The organism is Oscillibacter sp. 1-3, assembly GCF_000403435.2.
Classification (GTDB): Bacteria; Bacillota; Clostridia; order Oscillospirales; family Oscillospiraceae; genus Oscillibacter.
Window position 1 is genome coordinate 65452 of the sequence record NZ_KE159703.1, and the last position, 17298, is coordinate 82749.

Below are 17298 nucleotides of genomic sequence, written 5' to 3' on the forward strand. Positions count from 1 at the left end.
TCCGCAGGAACAGGCTGTGAACTTCTGACCTGCCCATGGGGAAATCCCACAAAGGTATGTCCCATTATTGTACAAACGGACCAGCGTGAAAAGGTTGACCTTTCCTTGCTTTTCCGGGAAGCCATGGTATAATGGAACACAGCACAATAGAAAAAGGAGAGTATGTCTATGCCCCCCTCTGATTCCCGTCTGCTGTTCCAGTTCCACGGAAGGCCGCCCTTAGGCGCCTCCGTCTCCCTGGCCCTCCAGCACCTGGTAGCCATGATCGTGGGCTGTGTCACGCCGCCCATCATCATCGCCGGGGCCATCGGTCTCAGCCAGGCGGACCGGGTGCTGCTGATCCAGGCGTCCCTGGTCATGTCCGCCGTGTCCACCCTGCTCCAGCTCTTTCCCGTCGGGGGCCGGTTCGGCTCCGGCCTTCCGGTGATTCTGGGTGTGAGCTTTGCCTATCTGCCCAGCATGCAGGCCATCGCCGCCTCCGGCGGCGGCGTGTCCGCCATCGCGGGGGCCATGCTGGTGGGCGGCGTGGTGGCCGTCATCGTGGGCCTGTTCGTCAAGAAGATCCGGCTGCTGTTCCCGCCGGTGATCACCGGGACGGTGGTGTTCACCATCGGCCTCTCCCTCTACCCCACCGCCATCAACTACATGGCCGGCGGCACCGGCAATACCTACGAGTCCGTGATGTCCAAGGGACTGCCGGAGGCCATGGTCTACGGCTCCTGGCAAAACTGGCTTGTCGCCATTTTGACCCTGGCGGCGGTGATGATTCTGAACAACAAGGGCAGGGGCGTTTGCAGGCTGGCCTCCATCCTGCTGGGGATGCTCTTCGGCTACGCCGCGGCATTGTGCTTTGGCATGGTGAGCTTTGCCGACGTGGGGGACGCCGCCTGGTTCTCCCTGCCCCGTTTCCTGCACTTCGGCGTCAGCTTCGACCTGCCATCCTGTGTGGCCCTGGGGCTGCTCTTCGCCATCAACGCCATTCAGGCCATCGGCGACTTCACCGCCACCACCGTGGGCGGCATGGACCGGGACCCCACGGACAACGAGCTCCAGGGCGGCATCATCGCCTACGGCGCGGCCAACATCCTGGCGGCCCTCTTCGGCGGCCTGCCCACGGCCACGTATTCCCAGAACGTGGGCATCGTCACCACCAACAAGGTGGTGAACCGGACGGTGTTCACCATGACGGGGGCGTTTTTGCTGCTGGCGGGCGTCTCGCCCAAGTTCGCGGCGGTGCTGACCACCATCCCCCAGTGCGTGCTGGGAGGCGCCACCATTACCGTGTTCTCCACCATCGCCATGACGGGCATGCGCCTCATCGCCTCCCAGGACCTGACGGCCCGGAACACCACCATCGTTGGCCTCTCCGCCGCGTTGGGCGTGGGGATCTCCCAGGCCAGCGCCTCGCTGAGCCAGTTTCCGGACAGCTTCACCATGATCTTCGGCAAGTCCCCGGTCGTCATCGCCACGCTGATGGCGGTGGCGCTGAATCTGATTCTGCCCAAGGAGGAGAAGTGAGCGGATGAACGGTCTCTGGCTGCTGGTCCCCTTTCTGCTGGTGCGGTTCGGGCTGCTGGCCGTTCTGAGCCGGGAGGCTGTGGCCCGGGCGGCGCATTTCGCCCCTATGGAGGGCGGGGAACGGATCGCCTACGGGATCTATCAGCTCTCAAACGCGGCGATGTTTTTGTACCTGGCCTTTCTCACGGTTCAAACGCAGCCGCCGCTTTTCTTCCGCGCCGGGCTCGCCTGCTGTCTCTCCGGTCTGATCCTCTGCACCGCCTCCATCGCCGCCTTTTCCGCCTCCTCGAGCGAAGGCCCCTGCACCGGCGGCGTTTACCGCTTTTCCCGCAATCCCATGTATGTGTCCTACTTCCTCTACTTCGCGGGGATGGCCCTTCTGACCCGGTCGGCGGTCCTGCTGGGAATTGTCCTTGTATTCCAGATCTCTGCCCACTGGATCATCCTGGCGGAGGAGCGGTGGTGCGGGGAGACCTTCGGCGCGTCTTACAGGCGTTACGCAGAACGCGTCCGGCGCTATCTCTGAGCCGTTAAAGCGAACGGGACAAAGCGCGGCGTTTCAAAAAGAAATCAGGGCCTCCGCGAACCGCAATCGGTTCGCGGAGGCCCTTTTGGGGCGCCTTTTCAGAATTTGTCCGCAAGGGCCGCGGCCTGGGCGCAGCCGTCTGTCTTTTCGATGTCGCCCGCGTTCAGCACGCCGGGGATCAGCACCTCGCCCACCATCGTCCACTTCATCAGCGCCGCGGACCGCTCCAGGGGAACGCGCACGCCGTCCATGACGGACAGGTCTTCCTCCTCACAGCAGGCGATGACGGCGCACTCCTTCCCGGCAATGTCCCTGCCGCCCACTACAAAGGAGAACAGCCGGTCGATCACACCCTTGATCTGGGCGGGGATGGAGTACCAGTACACCGGCATGGTGAAGACCACGGCGTCCGCCTCCAGAATCGCAGGGGCGATGGCGTTGAAGTCGTCGTCAAAGGAGCAGGCCTTCCCGGTTTTGAAGCAGGTCTCGCAGGCGCGGCATCCTCCCACCTTTTTTAGGGCGGCGTCAAAGCGGGTGACCGAATGGCCTTTTGCCTCCGCCGCTTTGATAAAGGCGTCCGTCATGGCGAAGCTGTTTCCGTTCTTCCGGGGACTGCCCGTGATGACCACAATTTTTTTGCTCATGCTGATTACCTCCCAAAGTCCGCGGGCTTGACGCCGCCCGCGTTTGACGGTATTATGATCACAGAAACGGAAAATGGTCAAGTACGCACATGAAAGTGGGGTACTTACCGAAAGGAGAGTGTAATTCACATGCTGGAATGCATTCGGGACGCGAAGCTGGAGGACACCGGGTTCAGCTACACCATGTCGCTGATTCAGGGGAAGTACAAGATGCTGATCCTCTACACGCTGATGGGCTACGGTGTCGTGCGGTTCAACGAGATGAAAAAGTACATCGGCGCCATCTCCTACAAGACCCTCAGCAGCACCCTGAAAGAGCTGGAGGCCGACGGACTGGTCCACCGTGAGGAATACCCGCAGATCCCGCCCAAAGTGGAGTACACCCTGACCGAGCGCGGCAGGTCGCTGATCCCCATTCTGGACGCCATGTGCGAATGGGGAGAGCGGAACCGCGTCTGAGGGCCGGTCCGAACGCTCCCCGGAGACGCAATGCCCGCCGGGAAGCGGCCGCTTCCCGGCGGGTATCAGAGCGTGTATGCGCAGCCGGCGGGCGCTGCTGCCCGGCCCCGCCTTATCCGCCCATCAGCATCAGCGCCGCGCCGTAGACGACACTGGCCAAGGTGCCGAACACGATCACCGGCCCCGCCACCAGGAACATCTTAGCCGCCATGCCGGTGACGATGCCCTCGCTCTTGAAGTCGATGGCCGGGGATACCACGGCGTTGGCGAAGCCGGTGATGGGAACCAGCGTCCCCGCGCCGCCGAAGCGGGCGATTTTATTGTACAGGTTCAGCCCTGTCAGCAGGGCGGACAGCAGTACCAGCGAGCAGGAGGTGGCGGTGCCGGCGTCCTCCTGGTTCAGCCCCGCCGCGGCCCAGCCGTTTTGAATCAGCTGGCCCAGCACGCAGATCAGCCCGCCGATCACAAAGGCCAGAACCACGTCCTTCACCAGCGGGGACTTCTGGGCCCGCTGCTTCACATACTGCTGGTACTCCTGGGGTGACAGATCCATGGGGAATCCCTCTTTTCTGGAAAGTTTCCCCTAGTGTCCCCGAATTGCCGCCGAATATGCGTCCTTGCAAATCCGGGTAAAACGCGTTATATTGTTCACAGTAAACTTTGGAGGGACCGCTCATGAAACCCGAGAAAAAGCCCCTGGGACTGTACATCCACATTCCCTTCTGCAAGCAGAAGTGTACTTACTGCGACTTCTACTCCCTGCCGGGCGCCGAGGCCCGGATGGAGGACTACACCGAGGCCCTGTGCGCCCATCTGGCGGAGCTGGCCCCCTACGCCGCCGGATACCTGGCGGACACGGTGTACTTCGGCGGCGGCACCCCCAGCTATCTGGGGGAGAAGCAGCTGGTGAGGATTCTGAAAACCATTCTGAAAAAATACCATGTGACAAAGGACGCGGAGATCACCCTGGAGGCCAACCCGGACTCCGCCGGGGACTGGAAGACCTTGAAGGCCCTGCGGAAGGCGGGCTTTAACCGCATCTCCCTGGGGATGCAGTCCGCCTGCGGCGAGGAGCTGCTGGAGATTGGCAGGGTCCACACGGCGGACCAGACCGCCGCCGCGGTGGACGCCGCCCGGAGGGCGGGGTTCCGGAACCTCTCCCTGGACCTGATCTACGGCCTGCCCCGCCAGACCATGAGCCAGTGGCAGAAGAATCTGGAGGCCGCCGTCTCCCTGGGACCGGAGCACCTGTCCTGCTATGGGCTGAAGGTGGAGGAGGGCACCCCCCTCTTTGACCGCCGGGAGGAGGCGGACCTGCCAGGCGACGAGACCCAGGCGGATCTGTATCTGTACGCCGTGGAGTACCTGGCGTCCCAGGGCTACCGGCAGTACGAGATCTCCAACTTCGCCCGGGAGGGCTATGCCTCCCGGCACAACCTGAAATACTGGACCCTGGGGGAGTACATGGGCTTCGGGCCCGGGGCTCACTCGGACCTGGGCGGCGCCCGGTACGCCTATGAGAAGGACCTGGAGGGCTACATCCGGGGCGTGCGGGAGCACGAGCCCCTGCTGGCGGAGAGCGACCGCATTCCCCCCATGGACCGGGACATCGAGTGGCTGATGCTGGGACTGCGGACCGTGTACGGCCTGGACCCCAGGGCGTTTGAAAACCGGTTCCGCCGCCGCTTCCGGTGCTTCCTGCCTTTTTTGGAGGAGTGCCGGGAGGCGGGCTACGCCGTGTGCGAGGAGGACCGCTGGCACCTGACGCCCCGGGGCTTCCTGGTGTCCAACCAGATCATCGGCGGGGTGCTGGACGCCCTGGCGGCGGAGAAGCGCCGCCGGGCCGAGGCCGCCGCCAGAGGCGATTTCCGGGTGGAATACTGAGGAGGCTGCCATGCACGTCTACACCGTGGGCCAGTGGGTCCTGCTCTTTTACTTCTACTGCCTGTGCGGCTGGGTCTGGGAGTCCTGCTACGTCTCCGCCTGCCAACGCCGGTGGGTGAACCGGGGATTCCTCCACGGGCCCCTGCTGCCCATCTACGGCTCCGGGGCCATCATCATCCTCTTCGCCGTCATTCCGGTGGCGGAGAACCTGTTTCTGGTGTGGCTCTTCGGCATGGTCGCCGCCACGGCCCTGGAGTATGTCACCGGCGCGGCCATGGAGCGGATCTTCAAGGTCCGCTACTGGGACTACTCCGGTCAGAAATTCAATCTAAACGGCCACATCTGCCTCACCAGCTCCATCGCCTGGGGATTCTTCTCCATCCTGCTGGTGCGCTTCGTCCATCCGCCCATCGGGCGTCTGCTGGCCCGGGTTCCGGCCCTGGTGGTGGACCCGGCGGCCCTGGCCCTCACCGCCGCCTTCACGGCGGATGTGGTCTGCTCCGTCCAGGCCGCCCTGGACCTCAGGGACGTGCTCACCCGTCTGACGGAGGAGAACGAGGAGCTGCGCCGACTGGCAAGGCGGGCTGAGATCGCCGCCGCCTTCGCGGAGGACGATCTGCGCCGCTTCCGGGAGCGGACGGAGGTGGAGAAGCTCCTGCTCCAGTCCCGTGTTCAAGAGGAGCTCCAGGGCCTGCGCCAGGCCCGGGCGCAGCGGGCCGAGAAGCGCAAAGCCGCCTGGGAGGAGGCGTTCCGCCGCCGGTCCGAGGCCAAGCTGGAGGCTCTGGACACCATCGCCGGGGCGCTGGAGACCTGCCGGAACCATCTGGACAACCTGCCGGAGATGACGGAGGAGGCTCTGGAGGAGCGCCGGGCGGACTTGGACGAGGCCATCGGCCGCCTGCGGCGGCGGGAGGCCGTCATCCGTGCCCGGGAGCCCCGGAGCTACCGCCGCTCCCTGCGCATTCTGCGGGGCAACCCCTCCGCCATGGCCAGGGATTTCGGTGAGGCTCTGGCGGCCCTGCGGGAGCTCACCGGCCGAAAGTAACCGGCAATTCGGCAAATTTACCCCTTTTCAACGAAAAAAATATTGACAAATTGTGAACAGGGACTATAATAGGACTGTCAATTCCTGTGTGTCAAGATTTTCACAATTATTAGGAGGGAAATTCATGCTGAAAAAAATCTCCAACGGATGCGTACGGATCATGAACCGGTGGCTGCCGGACCCGTTCCTGTTTGCCATCATCCTGACCATCGTGGTCTTTGTCGCCGCGTGCATCGGCACCATGCAAAGCCCCATTGAGATGATCTGGGCCTGGGGCGGCCGGGGCGGCACCGCCATCGGCATGTGGAACCTGCTGGCCTTCTCCATGCAGATGGCTCTGGTGCTGGTGCTGGGCTCCGCACTGGCCTCCGCCAAGGTCTGCAAGAAGATCCTCAGGTCCATTGCGAGCATGGCCAAGGATAAGAAGAGCGCCATCCTCATCACCACCTTCGTCTCCACCATCTGCTGCTGGCTCAACTGGGGCTTCGGCCTGATCGTGGGCGCGCTGCTGGCCAAGGAGATCGCCCGCCGCGTCAGCGACGTGGACTATCCCCTGCTGATCGCCTCCGCCTACTCCGGCTTCGTGATCTGGCACGCCGGCCTCTCCGGCTCCATTCCCCTGGCCCTGGGCGGCGAGGGCTACACCATCGCCACCACCGGGCAGACCTTCGTGGCCCAGTCCAGCGAGACCATGCTCCACCCCGTGAACCTCATCATGTGCCTGGTGGTCCTCATCGCCATGCCCTTCCTGAACTACGCCATGCACCCCGACAAGGACCACACTGTGCTGGTGAACCCCGCCGTGCTGGTGGAGGAGAAGGAGAAGGAGTACACCATCGAGACCCCCGCTGAGAAGATGGAGCACAGCAAGATCCTGTGGTTCATCACCTGCGCCATGGGCATCATCTACATCGTCTGGTTCTTCTGGACCAAGAAGACCTTTGTCTTGGATCTGAACATCGTCAACTGCATCTTCCTGTTCCTGGGCCTGCTGGCCCACGGCGACCTGCGCCGCTATGTGGACGCCATCGGCGACGCCGCCGCCGGGTCCGCCGGCATCCTGCTCCAGTTCCCCTTCTACGCCGGCATTATGGGCCTGATGACCGCCACCAACGAAGGCAACGAGTGCCTGGCCGGCATCATCTCCGACTTCTTCGTGAACATCTCCACCACCGTGAGCTTCCCCGTGTGGACCTTCCTGTCCGCCGGCGTGGTCAACTTCTTCGTGCCCTCCGGCGGCGGCCAGTGGGCCGTCCAGGGTCCCATCGTCATGCCCGCCTCCGCCAAGCTGGGCGTTGAGGCCGGCCGGGCCGCCATGGCCATCGCCTGGGGCGACCAGTGGACCAACATGATCCAGCCCTTCTGGGCCCTGCCCGCCCTGGGCGTGGCCGGACTGAAGGCCAAGGACATCATGGGCTACCTGGTGGTGGTCCTGATCTTCACCGGCATCGTGGCCTGCCTGGGCTTCCTGGCCTGGGGCATGTTCTTCTGATTCCGGCGGATAAGTTTATACGCGCATTATCAAAGGGCGCCCTCCGATTTCAATCGGGGGGCGCCCTCAGCTTGTCAAAAATGCGTTTTCCACAAGCGCGCGGGATTTTGTGAACTTTTTAAGTTTTGAAAATCCCTGTTTTCTATCGCGCGGCGAACCCCGCCCGGGTTCATCTTTGCGCCAGGAGCCGCCGCAAGCGGCGGGCGCAGCCCCGCACACCCCGCCTTGCCGGCGTTTCCATTTTCAGCGTTTTTTCACACTCCGGCGATCCGGGCTCCGCCCAGACCCGCCGGGGCTTTGCCCCGGACCCCACCGCCCTTTGAAAAGGGCGGCCCTAAACTTTTTCATTCCTCTCATCAAACACCTCCGCCAGCAGCTCCATGGCCCGGGGCAGATCGGCCGCCTCCAGGCCGGCGTAGTTCACCACCAGGGTGTGGGCATAGCCGGGGCGGGGCAGGGCGGCGTACTCTGACAAAAAGCCCAGCCGCACCCCCAGGGCCTCCCCCCGGCGGCGGAGTTCCCCATCAGACCGGGCCGTGTCCAGCCGCAGGAGGAAGTGGAGTCCCGCCCCCTGCTCCGTGATAGCGATCCGCCCCGCAAAGGGACTTGCACGGAAGGACTCCAGCACCCGGGCCCGGCGGGAGCGGTACTCCTTGCGCATCCGGGAGAGGTGCTGTTCGTAATGCCCGCCCTCCAGAAACCGTGCCAGCACGTGCTGGTCCAGGGCCGGGACGGTGCAGGCGTAGAAGCCCAGCTCCTGGCGGTACCGCTCCAGCAGCCGCGGCGGCAGCACCATGAACCCCAGGCGCATGGAGGGGGAGATGGTCTGGGAGAAGGTGTTCATGTATACCACCCGGCCGCCGTCGTCAATGCTCTGAAGGGTGGGGATGGGGCGGCCCGTAAAACGGAGCTCGCTGTCATAGTCGTCCTCAATGATGACGCCCTTCCGCTCCTCCGCCCAGCGCAAAAGCGCCTGCCGCCGCCCGATGGTGGTCACCAGACCAGTGGGGTAGTGGTGGGAGGGGGAGAGGTGAAGAGCCCCCGCCCCGGAGGCGGCCAGAGCCGCGGGGTCCACTCCCTGGCCGTCCAGGGGCACCGGGCGGCAGAAGGCGCCGCATTTGCCGTAGACCTTTCGAATTTTGGGGTAGCCCGGGTCCTCCACGGCGAAGGCCGCCCCCTCCAGCAGCTGGGCCAGCAGGATGTAGAGGTACTCCGCTCCCGCGCCCACCACAATCTGCTCCGGGGCCACCGCCATGCCCTTCCGGTCCCGCAGGTCCTTGGCAATGGCCCGCCGCAGGGCGGGCAGCCCCTGCCGGTGTACCGGCGTCAGCAGAGGCGCCCCGCCCTCGGAGAGGACCTGCCGGGTGAGGCGCGCCCACACGGACACCGGAAACCGGGATACGTCTACCTGGCCGCTGGTCAGGTCCAGCCGCCAGACGGGCTCCTCCGCGTCCTGGGGAACCGCCGCCGGGGAGGCGGCGGCGGCCGGCAGCTCCACCGGGGCCGCAAAAAACCCCTTCCGGGGCCGGGAGAGAAGAAAGCCCTCCGCCTCCAGCTGCCGGTAGGCGTTCTCCACGGTGATGACCGAGACCTGGAGATGCTCCGCCAGCGCCCGCTTGGATGGCAGCCGCTCCCCCGCCGTCAGTGTCCCGTTCAGGATGTCCTCCCGGATGCGCCGGTACAGGTACTCATACAGAGGCAGGCCGCCCCGTTCCTCCAGGGAATAGGTCAGCATGGATGTGCCCCTCCTTTCTGACCTTATAAAAAATAGTATTTTTGGATATTTCAATCATATCACAACTGCGCTATGATGGCAACAGCAAACGCGAGGAAAGGAGCGGACAATATGGAAAAGACATTGGAGCGGACTGCCTCCGCCGGAAAGACGCGGCTGCTGGTGACGGCGGCGCTGTTCGCCGCTTTGGGCTGCGTCTCCACCATGGTCATCAAGGTGCCCTCCCCCACGGGCGGCTATATGAACCTGGGGGACACGGTGGTGCTTCTGGGAGCCTATTTTCTGGGGCCGGCGTACGGCGCCCTGGCCGGGGGCGTGGGGCCGGCGCTGGCGGACCTGCTGGGAGGGTATCCCATGTACGTCCCGGGAACGCTGGTCATCAAGGCCGTCATGGCCGTCACGGCGGGGCTGCTGTACAGGCTGCTCCGGGAGCGGGGCGTGCCCGGTATCGTGGCCTGCGGCGCGGCGGGGGAGGTCCCCATGGTGCTGGGCTACTGGCTGTATGACGCCCTGCTGGTCTCCGCCGGCGGCACGGCCTTTGGAACGGCTCTGGCCGGGGCTTCGGCGGGGATCCCCAGCAACCTGGTGCAGGCGGGCTTCGGCGCGGCGGTCTCTACGCTGCTGCTGGCGGCTCTGCGCCGCAGCGGCTATGTGAGAAGGGAGTTTTCCAATCTCTAAGGCGCGAAATCCTCTTATCGCAGAAGAGAGTTGCACCCGCGAGCGGCAAAAACAGCGCCCCTCGTTCCCTGATGACAAGCGCCCCGGCAGGTTCTAAAACCTGCCGGGGCGCTGTATGTTCTATCATGATTGAAAAATCACATCTGTCCCCAGCCGCCGGTCCAGCCGCTGTTGGGATCGTCCTCCAGCCGGGGCGGCTCCGCGTTCCATCCCGCGCCGGAGGTGCGCTTGGCAGTCTCAAAGTACCCCAGCTCCACGCACTCCCGGTTCGGCACATAGAACAGTCCCACCACCAGAGAGAACGCGCTGGAGATCAGGCTCCAGGCCCACATGGGCAGGATGACGGCCTGTGCCACCAGCTCGGCGGCGGAGAGATCCGGCACCGGGCCGGTGACAATCTGAAATACCAGCCGGTACAGCAAAAACAGCATCACAAGCATCGGCAGCGATGCCAGCATTATCCAGCCGAAATAGCTCCAGTCCAGAGCGAACAGCTGGCTTTTGTAGCCCCAGGTCTGGCGCTTGCTCATGTCCAGGGCCTCTATGACGCCGATGCCGGGGTTTTCATACAGGTTGTAGAGGGCAAAACGGTAGCGGTAGGCGGCCACGATGCCCGGAACGACGAAGAGCATGGACCAGAGCGTGATGAACACGCCCTCCACAACGGTCAGGGCGATCAGCTTCCCCACAAAGGAAAAGCCGTCGAACAGCGTCAGGTACTCCGCCCGCTCTCCCCGGCGCACGGCCATGCAGTACAGCGAGAAGCCCGCGCCCAGCACCGTGGTCAGCAGAGTGGTCAGCACATAGACGAAGATGCCCACAAGATTCCGCTCCGTCACCGCATTGCCGCCGCCGGCCAGATAGTCCAGCACGCTCAGAGCCATCGCAAGCCCCAGATACAGCGCCGCCATGCCCTTTGGGGATACCTGGGCGGTGCTGAGCAGCTCCCGGGTCTCCGCCTTCAGCCGTTTTCTGTCAATGAGTTCCGCCATCATGGTGGACACCTCCATTTTTTCAAAATTCGCCGGGCGTCCCGGCGCTGCTGACAGTTTCGCACATTCCGGCGGGCTTGTCAAGGGAGGCGGCGCTGGAACGGAAATTTCTCCCAGAGGCGGCGGAAATACCCAATTCGTCAGGATGACATGAAAAAAAGGGTGAATTCCAGCAAAAACCGTCGTTCACAGTCTGGACATTTCTCAAAACAGGGTGTAGAATAAAAAACAGTATGTGATAGAAGCGCCAGGGCGCGGACCGCTCATCCCAAAGCCGGCGGATGGGGACTTCCCCCGCGCGAAAGGCCGCTATCAGGAGTAAAAATGAGGTGAAGACTATGGCACAAGCTTTCTTTGGCGGCGTTCATCCCAACGACATGAAGGCCGCAACCAATGAAAAGGCCATCGAACAGCTGCCAGCCCCGGCAGAGGTGGTCATCCCCATGTCGATGCACTTTGGCGCGCCCTGCACCCCCCTGGTGAAGGCCGGGGACACGGTAAAGGTGGGCCAGAAGATCGGCGAGTTCCGGGGGCTGGGCGCCCCCATCCACGCCAGCGTCTCCGGCAAGGTGAAGGCCGTGGAGCCCCGCCCCTATTCCATGGGCGGAAACATCACGTCCGTCATCATTGAAAACGACTTCCAGAACACCCTCTCCGAAGAGGTCCAGGCCCCGGCCAACCCCGATGTCCTGACCCCTGACGAGATGGTGGAGATCGTGAAGAACGCCGGCATCGTGGGCATGGGCGGCGCGACCTTCCCCACCCACGTGAAGATCTCCGGCGGCATCGGCAAGGTGGACACCGTCATCATCAACGGCGCGGAGTGCGAGCCCTACATCACCGGGGACCACCGCACCATGCTGGAGCGGCCCGAGGAGATCATCGGCGGCGCTACATACCTTGCCAAGATGTTCGGTGTGGACAAGGTCATCATCGGCGTGGAGGACAACAAGCAGAACGGCATCGACGCCATGAACAAGGTCATCGCCGAGAAGAAGGCCCCCGTGGTGGTGGAGTCCCTCCACTGCCGCTACCCCCAGGGCGGTGAGAAACAGCTCTGCCAGGCCATCACCGGCAAGCAGGTGCCCCCGGGCGGCCTGCCCAGCAACATCGGCTGCGCCGTGTTCAACATCAACACCACCTGCTGCATCTTCCGGGCCGTCACCCAGGGCATGCCCGTTGTGAACAAGGTGGTCACCGTCTCCGGCTCCGGCATCGTGGAGCCCAAGAACATCGAGTGCCCCATCGGCACCCCCGTCTCCGCCCTGCTGGACGCCTGCGGCGGTGTGAAGGACGGCACCTACAAGCTCATCGCCGGCGGCCCCATGATGGGCATGGCCCAGTACACCGCGGACATCCCCGTGGCCAAGGGCACCGGCGCCATTCTCGCCTTCTGCGAGAAGGAGGAGCAGACCGTTGAGCATCCCCAGTGCATCCGCTGCGGCAAGTGCGTGTCCGTGTGCCCGATGCACCTGGAGCCCCTCTTTATGTACCAGTACGCCTCCAAGGGCATGGTGGATGAGCTGAACGAGGCCCACATCATGGACTGCATGGAGTGCGGCGCCTGCGCCTACGCCTGCCCCGCCCGGATGCATCTGACCCACATGTTCAAGACCGGCAAGCAGCTGGTGAAGGACAAGGCCGCCGCCGACAAGGCTGCCGCCGAGGCGAAAAAGGCCGCGCAAGAGCGGAAGGAGGCGTAAACGACTATGACGGAATACAAGAATCTCAAGCTCATCGCCACGTCCAACCCCCACATCCGGGGCAGCGAGACCACCCGGTCCATCATGCTGGACGTGATTATCGCCATGCTGCCGGCTCTGATCTGGGGCGTCGTCAAGTTCGGCGTGGAGGCTCTGATCCTCACCGCCGTGTCCGTGGCGGGCTGCATGTTCTTTGAGTGGGCCTATCGGACCATCATGAAAAAGCCCCAGTCCGTGGGCGATCTCAGCGCCGTGGTCACGGGCATGCTGCTGTCCTTTGTCTGCCCCCCCAGCACCCCGTTGTGGATGATCCTGATCGGCGACTTCTTTGCCATTATTGTGGTCAAGCAGCTCTTCGGCGGCATCGGCAAGAACTTCGTGAACCCCGCCCTGGCGGGTCGTGCCTTCCTGCTGGGCAGCTACGCCGATGTCATGACCACCTGGGTGGACCCCGCCGCCAACAAGGCTCCCCTCTTCGGCGGCGTGGCCGACGCGGTGACCACCGCCACCCCCCTGGCCATCATGAAGTCCGGCGACATGGCGGGCCTGACCTCCACCTATTCCGTGGCGGACATGTTCCTGGGCCACATCCCCGGCTCCATGGGCGAAATCTCCGCCCTGATGCTGCTGATCGGCGGCGTGTACCTGGTGGTCCGCAAGGTCATCAACTGGCACACTCCCGTCAGCTACATCGCCACCGTGGCCGTGCTGACGTTCCTCTTCCCCAAGTACGGCAGCGGCGTGGAGTGGATGCTGTACAGCATCTTCGGCGGCGGCCTCATGCTGGGCGCGTTCTTCATGGCCACCGACTATGCCACCTCTCCCGTCACCAAGAAGGGCCAGGTCGTCTTCGGCATCGGCTGCGGCCTGTTCACCGTGTTTATCCGTTACTTCGGCTCCTATAACGAGGGCGTGTGCTACTCCATCATGGTCATGAACCTGTGCGTGGCCCTGATCGACAAGTACACCAAGCCCACCCGTTTCGGTGTCGTGAAATCCGATAAGAAGGAGGGGGCCGCGAAATGAGCACCGAAGTGAAGACCAAGGAAAAGGTCGATATGGACCCCAAGTACATCATCAAGCTGACTGTGACGCTGTTTGTCACCTGTGTCGTCGTGGCGGCTCTGCTGGGCCTGGTGGACAACGTCACCCGGGAGAAGATCGCCGCCATCAACTGGGAGAACACCGTCAACGCCATGAAGGCCGTTGTGGCGGACCCCGACACCACTACCTTCTCCGACCCGCTGGAAGATATTGAGGCGGCGGCGGCAGCCGCGGCAGCGGCCGGCGGCACGCTGGACTCCGTGTACGAGGTCCAGGTGGGCGGCGCCGGCGCGGGCTACGCCATCAAGGTGGTGGCCTCCGGCTCCCAGGGCAACATTGAGATGATGGTGGGCGTGGACAGTGAGAACGTTGTCACCGGCGTCTCCATCGTGGACAACTCCGAGACCGCGGGCATCGGCTCCAAGGTCATGGAGAACCAGAACGGCGTTCTGGACCAGTTCATCGGCAAGAGCGCCGCTGACGGGACCCTGGCGGTGGGCACCAATGTGGACGCCATCACCGGCGCCACGGTTTCCAGCAAGGGCGTCACTGCCGGCGTCAACGCCGCGCTGGCAGCGGCCGGCGCCATCGGCTGAGAAAGGGGGAGCAGAATTTTATGAATCTCAAGAAACAATTTATGGACGGCCTGCTGTATCAGAATCCGGTTCTGGTACAGGTGCTGGGCATGTGTTCCACCCTGGCCATCACCACGTCGTTTTTCAACGGCTTGGGCATGGGTGTGGCCGTGCTGATTATCCTGACGCTTTCCAACGTCATCATCTCCCTGATCCGGAAGATCGTGCCGGATAAGATCCGCATCGCCATGTTCATCGTGGTCATCGCGGGCTTCGTCACCATGGTGGACCTGCTGATCCAGGCGTTTTTGCCGGATCTGGCCAAGTCCCTGGGCGTGTTCATCCCGCTGATCGTGGTGAACTGCATCATCCTGGGCCGCGCGGAGGCCTTCTCCTACAAGAACGGCGTGGTCGCCTCCTTCTTCGACGGCATCTTCCAGGGCATCGGCTATACGCTGGTGCTGCTGGCCATGTGCATCATCCGTGAGTTCCTGGGCGCGGGCACCTTCGGCGGCGGCCTTCTGGGCCCCGACGCCAAGGGCATCGCCATTCTGCCCTCCCAGTTCCCCGTCGGCATGATGACCATGCCCGTGGGCGGCTTCCTGGTGCTGGGCGCGCTGATCGCCCTGATGCAGTGGGCCCTGAACCGTCCGAAAAAGAATAAGGAGGAGGGCAAATAATGGATACTGTATTCAGCCTGCTGGCAATTTCGCTGGGCGCGATTTTGTCGAATAACTTCATCTTCTCCCAGTTCTTAGGCATCTGCCCCTTCCTGGGCGTGTCCAAGAAGGTGGATACCGCCGTGGGCATGGGCTTCGCCGTGACCTTCGTCATGGGCCTGGCCTCCGCCATCACATGGCTGGTGAACACCTTCATCCTGGTGAAGTTTGACCTGATGTACATGCAGACGGTGGCCTTCATTCTGGTCATCGCCTCTCTGGTGCAGTTTATCGAGATGTTTTTGCAAAAGTCCATGCCCACGCTGTATACGGCTCTTGGCGTGTACCTGCCCCTGATTACCACCAACTGCGCCGTGCTGGGCGTAGCCCTGCTGAACATCCAGAACAACTACAGCTTCATCGAGTCCGTGGTGTACGGCATCACCGGCGGCCTGGGCTTTTTGCTGGCCATCGTGCTGTTTGCCAGCATCCGCGAGAAGCTGATCTTCGCCGATTATCCCAAGTGCTGGGACGGCTTCCCCATCGCCCTGGTGACCGCGGGATTGATGGCGCTGGCCTTCATGGGCTTCTCCGGCCTGCAGGTCTGGTAAGGAGGTAGAAGGAAAAATGGGTAATGTAATTGCTGCTCTTCTCGTCCTGGGCATCCTGGGCGCACTGTTCGGACTGGTTTTGTCCGTGGCGTCCAAGATCTTCGAGGTGAAGAAGGACCCCCGGGAGGAAGCGATCCTGAGCCATCTGGCCGGCGCAAACTGCGGCGGCTGCGGCTTCCCCGGCTGCGGCGGCTGCGCCGCGGCCATCCTGGCCGGCACGGCTCCCGTCACGGCCTGCGCCCCCGCGGGCCCGGAGAACGCCGCCGCCATCGCCAAGATCATGGGCCAGGAGGCCCCCACCGGTGAGCGTCAAGTGGCCTTCGTCCGCTGCAACGGCGGCACCAACGCCGTTAAGCGCTATGAGTACGTGGGCGTGAAGGACTGCATCTCCGCCACCAAGGTGGCCGCCGGCCCCCTGGAGTGCGCCTTTGGCTGCCTGGGCTTCGGCTCCTGCGTCAACGCCTGCCAGTTCGGCGCCATGTCCATCGGCCCGGGCGGCACCGCCGTGGTGGACCCGGACAAGTGCACCAACTGCGGCGCCTGTATGAGCGCCTGCCCCCGGAAGCTGATCGTGTCCGTCCCCGCCAACGAGAAGAAGGTGAAGGTGGCCTGCGCCAACAAGGATAAGGGCAAGGCCGCCATGAGCGTGTGCAAGGCCTCCTGCATCGGCTGCGGATTGTGCCAGAAGGAGTGCAAGAAGGACGCCATTCACGTTGTGGACGGCGTGGCCGTTGTGGACGGCGAAAAGTGCATCGGCTGCAAGCTGTGCACCAAGGTCTGCCCGCGGGACGCCATCCTTCCCATCGCCACGGCGGAGGAGAAGGAGAAGTACAAGGCCATCAAGAAGGCCCAGGCCGAAAAGGCCAAGGCCGCCGCTGAGGCCAAAGCGGCTGAGAGCGCACAGTAAGTCTTTCCGAAGGCCCATCCCCACGGGGATGGGCCTTCATTGATAGCATCTGCAAGGAGCTGTAAAATGGAATACATCTTTCAAACCACCCCTCTGGATGCGGAGACACTGGTTTTCCAGGTGAGCCGGGGACTGGAGCGGCGGACAGAGCTGGTTTCCCGGGAGAAATACCCGGGGATGTGGCGGGCAGCAGACCAACTGCGGGCAGCGCCCAAAATCTCTTTGGAGGCCTCCCGGCGGCGCCGGAAAAGTTCAAGGCTTTTAGGAGCTCTCTGCCTGGCGCTGGGGATCTTCGCCTTTGTTCCGGGCGTGGTGGAACCACGGAATCTCCCCCTCCTTCTGGCGGGAGGGCTGGGCATTGTTGCGGGACTTGTCAGCCTTCTGGGGGGCCGGAGACGGAGAAAGAATCCCTTTGATGCCGCTGCCCGCACACTGCTGGAAGGGCAAAACCGTGTTCCGGCCGGGCAGACGGTCCTTTTTTCGGAGGAGGGCATGACCCTGGCCGGCGGGCCGGCAGGACGGCTTATATCCTACGACAGGTTCGAGCGGGTGCTGGACTGTGGGGATGTTCTGCTTGTGTTCTGCGGCCAATCCGTCATCCCCCTGCAGAAGCGAGACCTGGCGGGCGGCGATCTGAACGGATTCCAGGCGCTTCTCTCCGGACAGGCTAAATATGAAATTTGCAGCTGCCGGGATTCCGTTTATTGAAAAAAAGGACACCCGTCGCCCGCCTGCTGGAGATTTCGGCAGGCGGGTATTTTTTCTCTGTCCGCCAAAATTTAGGAACATGCGCCCAAAACCGAAAATTCAAAATTCGTCCGCGCTT

The 17298-nt window shown here is 63.3% G+C and carries 18 protein-coding genes; 14 read left to right on the top strand and 4 right to left on the bottom strand.

Annotated features, from left to right (window positions below; genetic code table 11):
- Positions 1-168 precede the first annotated feature (168 nt).
- Together C816_RS00305 and C816_RS00310 are read left to right on the top strand one after the other, a co-directional pair.
- Positions 169-1518, top strand: coding sequence for a uracil-xanthine permease family protein (locus C816_RS00305; RefSeq protein WP_016320401.1), 1350 nt, complete (start codon positions 169-171; stop codon positions 1516-1518).
- 4 nt (positions 1519-1522) lie between these two features.
- Positions 1523-2044, top strand: coding sequence for a methyltransferase family protein (locus C816_RS00310; protein WP_016320402.1), 522 nt, complete (start codon positions 1523-1525; stop codon positions 2042-2044).
- A 98-nt stretch (positions 2045-2142) separates the two neighbouring features.
- Here the strand turns inward: C816_RS00310 and C816_RS00315 are convergent, their stop codons facing one another.
- Positions 2143-2688: a flavodoxin family protein gene (locus C816_RS00315; RefSeq protein ID WP_016320403.1), complete on the bottom strand. Its 546-nt coding sequence runs from the start codon at positions 2686-2688 to the stop codon at positions 2143-2145.
- A 129-nt stretch (positions 2689-2817) separates the two neighbouring features.
- Here C816_RS00315 and C816_RS00320 point away from each other — a divergent pair, with 129 nt between their 5' ends.
- Positions 2818-3147: a winged helix-turn-helix transcriptional regulator gene (locus C816_RS00320; protein ID WP_016320404.1), complete on the top strand. Its 330-nt coding sequence runs from the start codon at positions 2818-2820 to the stop codon at positions 3145-3147.
- A 112-nt stretch (positions 3148-3259) separates the two neighbouring features.
- On the opposite strand, the gene spoVAC is transcribed toward C816_RS00320, so the two are convergent.
- Complete coding sequence (spoVAC, locus tag C816_RS00325; RefSeq protein WP_016320405.1) at positions 3260-3700, bottom strand: stage V sporulation protein AC; 441 nt, start codon at positions 3698-3700, stop codon at positions 3260-3262.
- A gap of 122 nt (positions 3701-3822) precedes the next feature.
- Between spoVAC and hemW the strand changes: the two genes are divergently transcribed.
- The 3 genes from hemW to C816_RS00340 all read left to right on the top strand — a co-directional run bounded on the left by hemW (position 3823) and on the right by C816_RS00340 (position 7568).
- Complete coding sequence (hemW, locus tag C816_RS00330) at positions 3823-5031, top strand: radical SAM family heme chaperone HemW (protein WP_016320406.1); 1209 nt, start codon at positions 3823-3825, stop codon at positions 5029-5031.
- Between the two features lie 10 nt (positions 5032-5041).
- Positions 5042-6076 carry a putative ABC transporter permease gene (locus C816_RS00335; RefSeq protein WP_016320407.1) on the top strand — a complete coding sequence of 345 codons (1035 nt, stop codon included), beginning with the start codon at positions 5042-5044 and terminating at the stop codon, positions 6074-6076.
- Between the two features lie 124 nt (positions 6077-6200).
- Positions 6201-7568: a short-chain fatty acid transporter gene (locus C816_RS00340; protein WP_016320408.1), complete on the top strand. Its 1368-nt coding sequence runs from the start codon at positions 6201-6203 to the stop codon at positions 7566-7568.
- Positions 7569-7902: 334 nt separating this feature from the next.
- Here the strand turns inward: C816_RS00340 and C816_RS00345 are convergent, their stop codons facing one another.
- Complete coding sequence (locus tag C816_RS00345) at positions 7903-9303, bottom strand: MocR-like pyridoxine biosynthesis transcription factor PdxR (protein ID WP_016320409.1); 1401 nt, start codon at positions 9301-9303, stop codon at positions 7903-7905.
- Positions 9304-9414: 111 nt separating this feature from the next.
- Between C816_RS00345 and C816_RS00350 the strand changes: the two genes are divergently transcribed.
- The gene (locus C816_RS00350; protein ID WP_016320410.1) at positions 9415-9981 is read left to right on the top strand and encodes an ECF transporter S component; all 567 of its coding nucleotides are present in this window, start codon (positions 9415-9417) and stop codon (positions 9979-9981) included.
- Between the two features lie 137 nt (positions 9982-10118).
- On the opposite strand, the gene C816_RS21435 is transcribed toward C816_RS00350, so the two are convergent.
- Positions 10119-10976, bottom strand: coding sequence for a DUF975 family protein (locus tag C816_RS21435; protein ID WP_016320411.1), 858 nt, complete (start codon positions 10974-10976; stop codon positions 10119-10121).
- Between the two features lie 335 nt (positions 10977-11311).
- On the opposite strand from C816_RS21435, the gene rsxC reads away from it, so the two are divergent.
- From rsxC to C816_RS00390, 7 genes are all read left to right on the top strand, one after another.
- Complete coding sequence (gene rsxC / locus C816_RS00360; RefSeq protein WP_016320412.1) at positions 11312-12676, top strand: electron transport complex subunit RsxC; 1365 nt, start codon at positions 11312-11314, stop codon at positions 12674-12676.
- Between the two features lie 6 nt (positions 12677-12682).
- Positions 12683-13702 (top strand): RnfABCDGE type electron transport complex subunit D, encoded by a 1020-nt coding sequence (locus tag C816_RS00365; RefSeq protein ID WP_016320413.1) that lies wholly within the window; start codon positions 12683-12685, stop codon positions 13700-13702.
- Entirely contained in the window at positions 13699-14316 is a 618-nt protein-coding gene (locus tag C816_RS00370) for an RnfABCDGE type electron transport complex subunit G (protein WP_016320414.1), read from the top strand. The genes C816_RS00365 and C816_RS00370 overlap by 4 nt, the downstream gene beginning before the upstream one ends.
- Positions 14317-14336: 20 nt before the next feature.
- On the top strand, positions 14337-14975 hold the full coding sequence (rsxE, locus tag C816_RS00375) for an electron transport complex subunit RsxE (protein WP_016320415.1): 639 nt from the start codon (positions 14337-14339) through the stop codon (positions 14973-14975).
- The gene (gene rsxA / locus C816_RS00380; protein WP_016320416.1) at positions 14975-15565 is read left to right on the top strand and encodes an electron transport complex subunit RsxA; all 591 of its coding nucleotides are present in this window, start codon (positions 14975-14977) and stop codon (positions 15563-15565) included. The genes rsxE and rsxA overlap by 1 nt, the downstream gene beginning before the upstream one ends.
- Before the next feature lie 16 nt (positions 15566-15581).
- Entirely contained in the window at positions 15582-16472 is an 891-nt protein-coding gene (locus tag C816_RS00385; RefSeq protein ID WP_016320417.1) for an RnfABCDGE type electron transport complex subunit B, read from the top strand.
- Between the two features lie 66 nt (positions 16473-16538).
- On the top strand, positions 16539-17180 hold the full coding sequence (locus C816_RS00390) for a YcxB family protein (protein WP_016320418.1): 642 nt from the start codon (positions 16539-16541) through the stop codon (positions 17178-17180).
- Positions 17181-17298 lie beyond the last annotated feature (118 nt).

What these genes read in the sequence shown, in the direction of transcription:
- C816_RS00390 (WP_016320418.1), top strand. Translation starts at nt 16,539, where the DNA reads ATGGAATACATCTTTCAAACCACCCCTCTGGATGCGGAGACACTGGTT.
- C816_RS00365 (WP_016320413.1), top strand. Translation starts at nt 12,683, where the DNA reads ATGACGGAATACAAGAATCTCAAGCTCATCGCCACGTCCAACCCCCAC.
- C816_RS00335 (WP_016320407.1), top strand. Translation starts at nt 5,042, where the DNA reads ATGCACGTCTACACCGTGGGCCAGTGGGTCCTGCTCTTTTACTTCTAC.
- rsxA (WP_016320416.1), top strand. Translation starts at nt 14,975, where the DNA reads ATGGATACTGTATTCAGCCTGCTGGCAATTTCGCTGGGCGCGATTTTG.
- C816_RS00310 (WP_016320402.1), top strand. Translation starts at nt 1,523, where the DNA reads ATGAACGGTCTCTGGCTGCTGGTCCCCTTTCTGCTGGTGCGGTTCGGG.
- C816_RS00340 (WP_016320408.1), top strand. Translation starts at nt 6,201, where the DNA reads ATGCTGAAAAAAATCTCCAACGGATGCGTACGGATCATGAACCGGTGG.
- C816_RS00350 (WP_016320410.1), top strand. Translation starts at nt 9,415, where the DNA reads ATGGAAAAGACATTGGAGCGGACTGCCTCCGCCGGAAAGACGCGGCTG.
- C816_RS00345 (WP_016320409.1), bottom strand. Translation starts at nt 9,303, where the DNA reads ATGCTGACCTATTCCCTGGAGGAACGGGGCGGCCTGCCTCTGTATGAG.
- spoVAC (WP_016320405.1), bottom strand. Translation starts at nt 3,700, where the DNA reads ATGGATCTGTCACCCCAGGAGTACCAGCAGTATGTGAAGCAGCGGGCC.
- hemW (WP_016320406.1), top strand. Translation starts at nt 3,823, where the DNA reads ATGAAACCCGAGAAAAAGCCCCTGGGACTGTACATCCACATTCCCTTC.
- rsxE (WP_016320415.1), top strand. Translation starts at nt 14,337, where the DNA reads ATGAATCTCAAGAAACAATTTATGGACGGCCTGCTGTATCAGAATCCG.
- C816_RS00385 (WP_016320417.1), top strand. Translation starts at nt 15,582, where the DNA reads ATGGGTAATGTAATTGCTGCTCTTCTCGTCCTGGGCATCCTGGGCGCA.
- C816_RS00315 (WP_016320403.1), bottom strand. Translation starts at nt 2,688, where the DNA reads ATGAGCAAAAAAATTGTGGTCATCACGGGCAGTCCCCGGAAGAACGGA.
- C816_RS00370 (WP_016320414.1), top strand. Translation starts at nt 13,699, where the DNA reads ATGAGCACCGAAGTGAAGACCAAGGAAAAGGTCGATATGGACCCCAAG.
- C816_RS00320 (WP_016320404.1), top strand. Translation starts at nt 2,818, where the DNA reads ATGCTGGAATGCATTCGGGACGCGAAGCTGGAGGACACCGGGTTCAGC.
- C816_RS21435 (WP_016320411.1), bottom strand. Translation starts at nt 10,976, where the DNA reads ATGATGGCGGAACTCATTGACAGAAAACGGCTGAAGGCGGAGACCCGG.
- C816_RS00305 (WP_016320401.1), top strand. Translation starts at nt 169, where the DNA reads ATGCCCCCCTCTGATTCCCGTCTGCTGTTCCAGTTCCACGGAAGGCCG.
- rsxC (WP_016320412.1), top strand. Translation starts at nt 11,312, where the DNA reads ATGGCACAAGCTTTCTTTGGCGGCGTTCATCCCAACGACATGAAGGCC.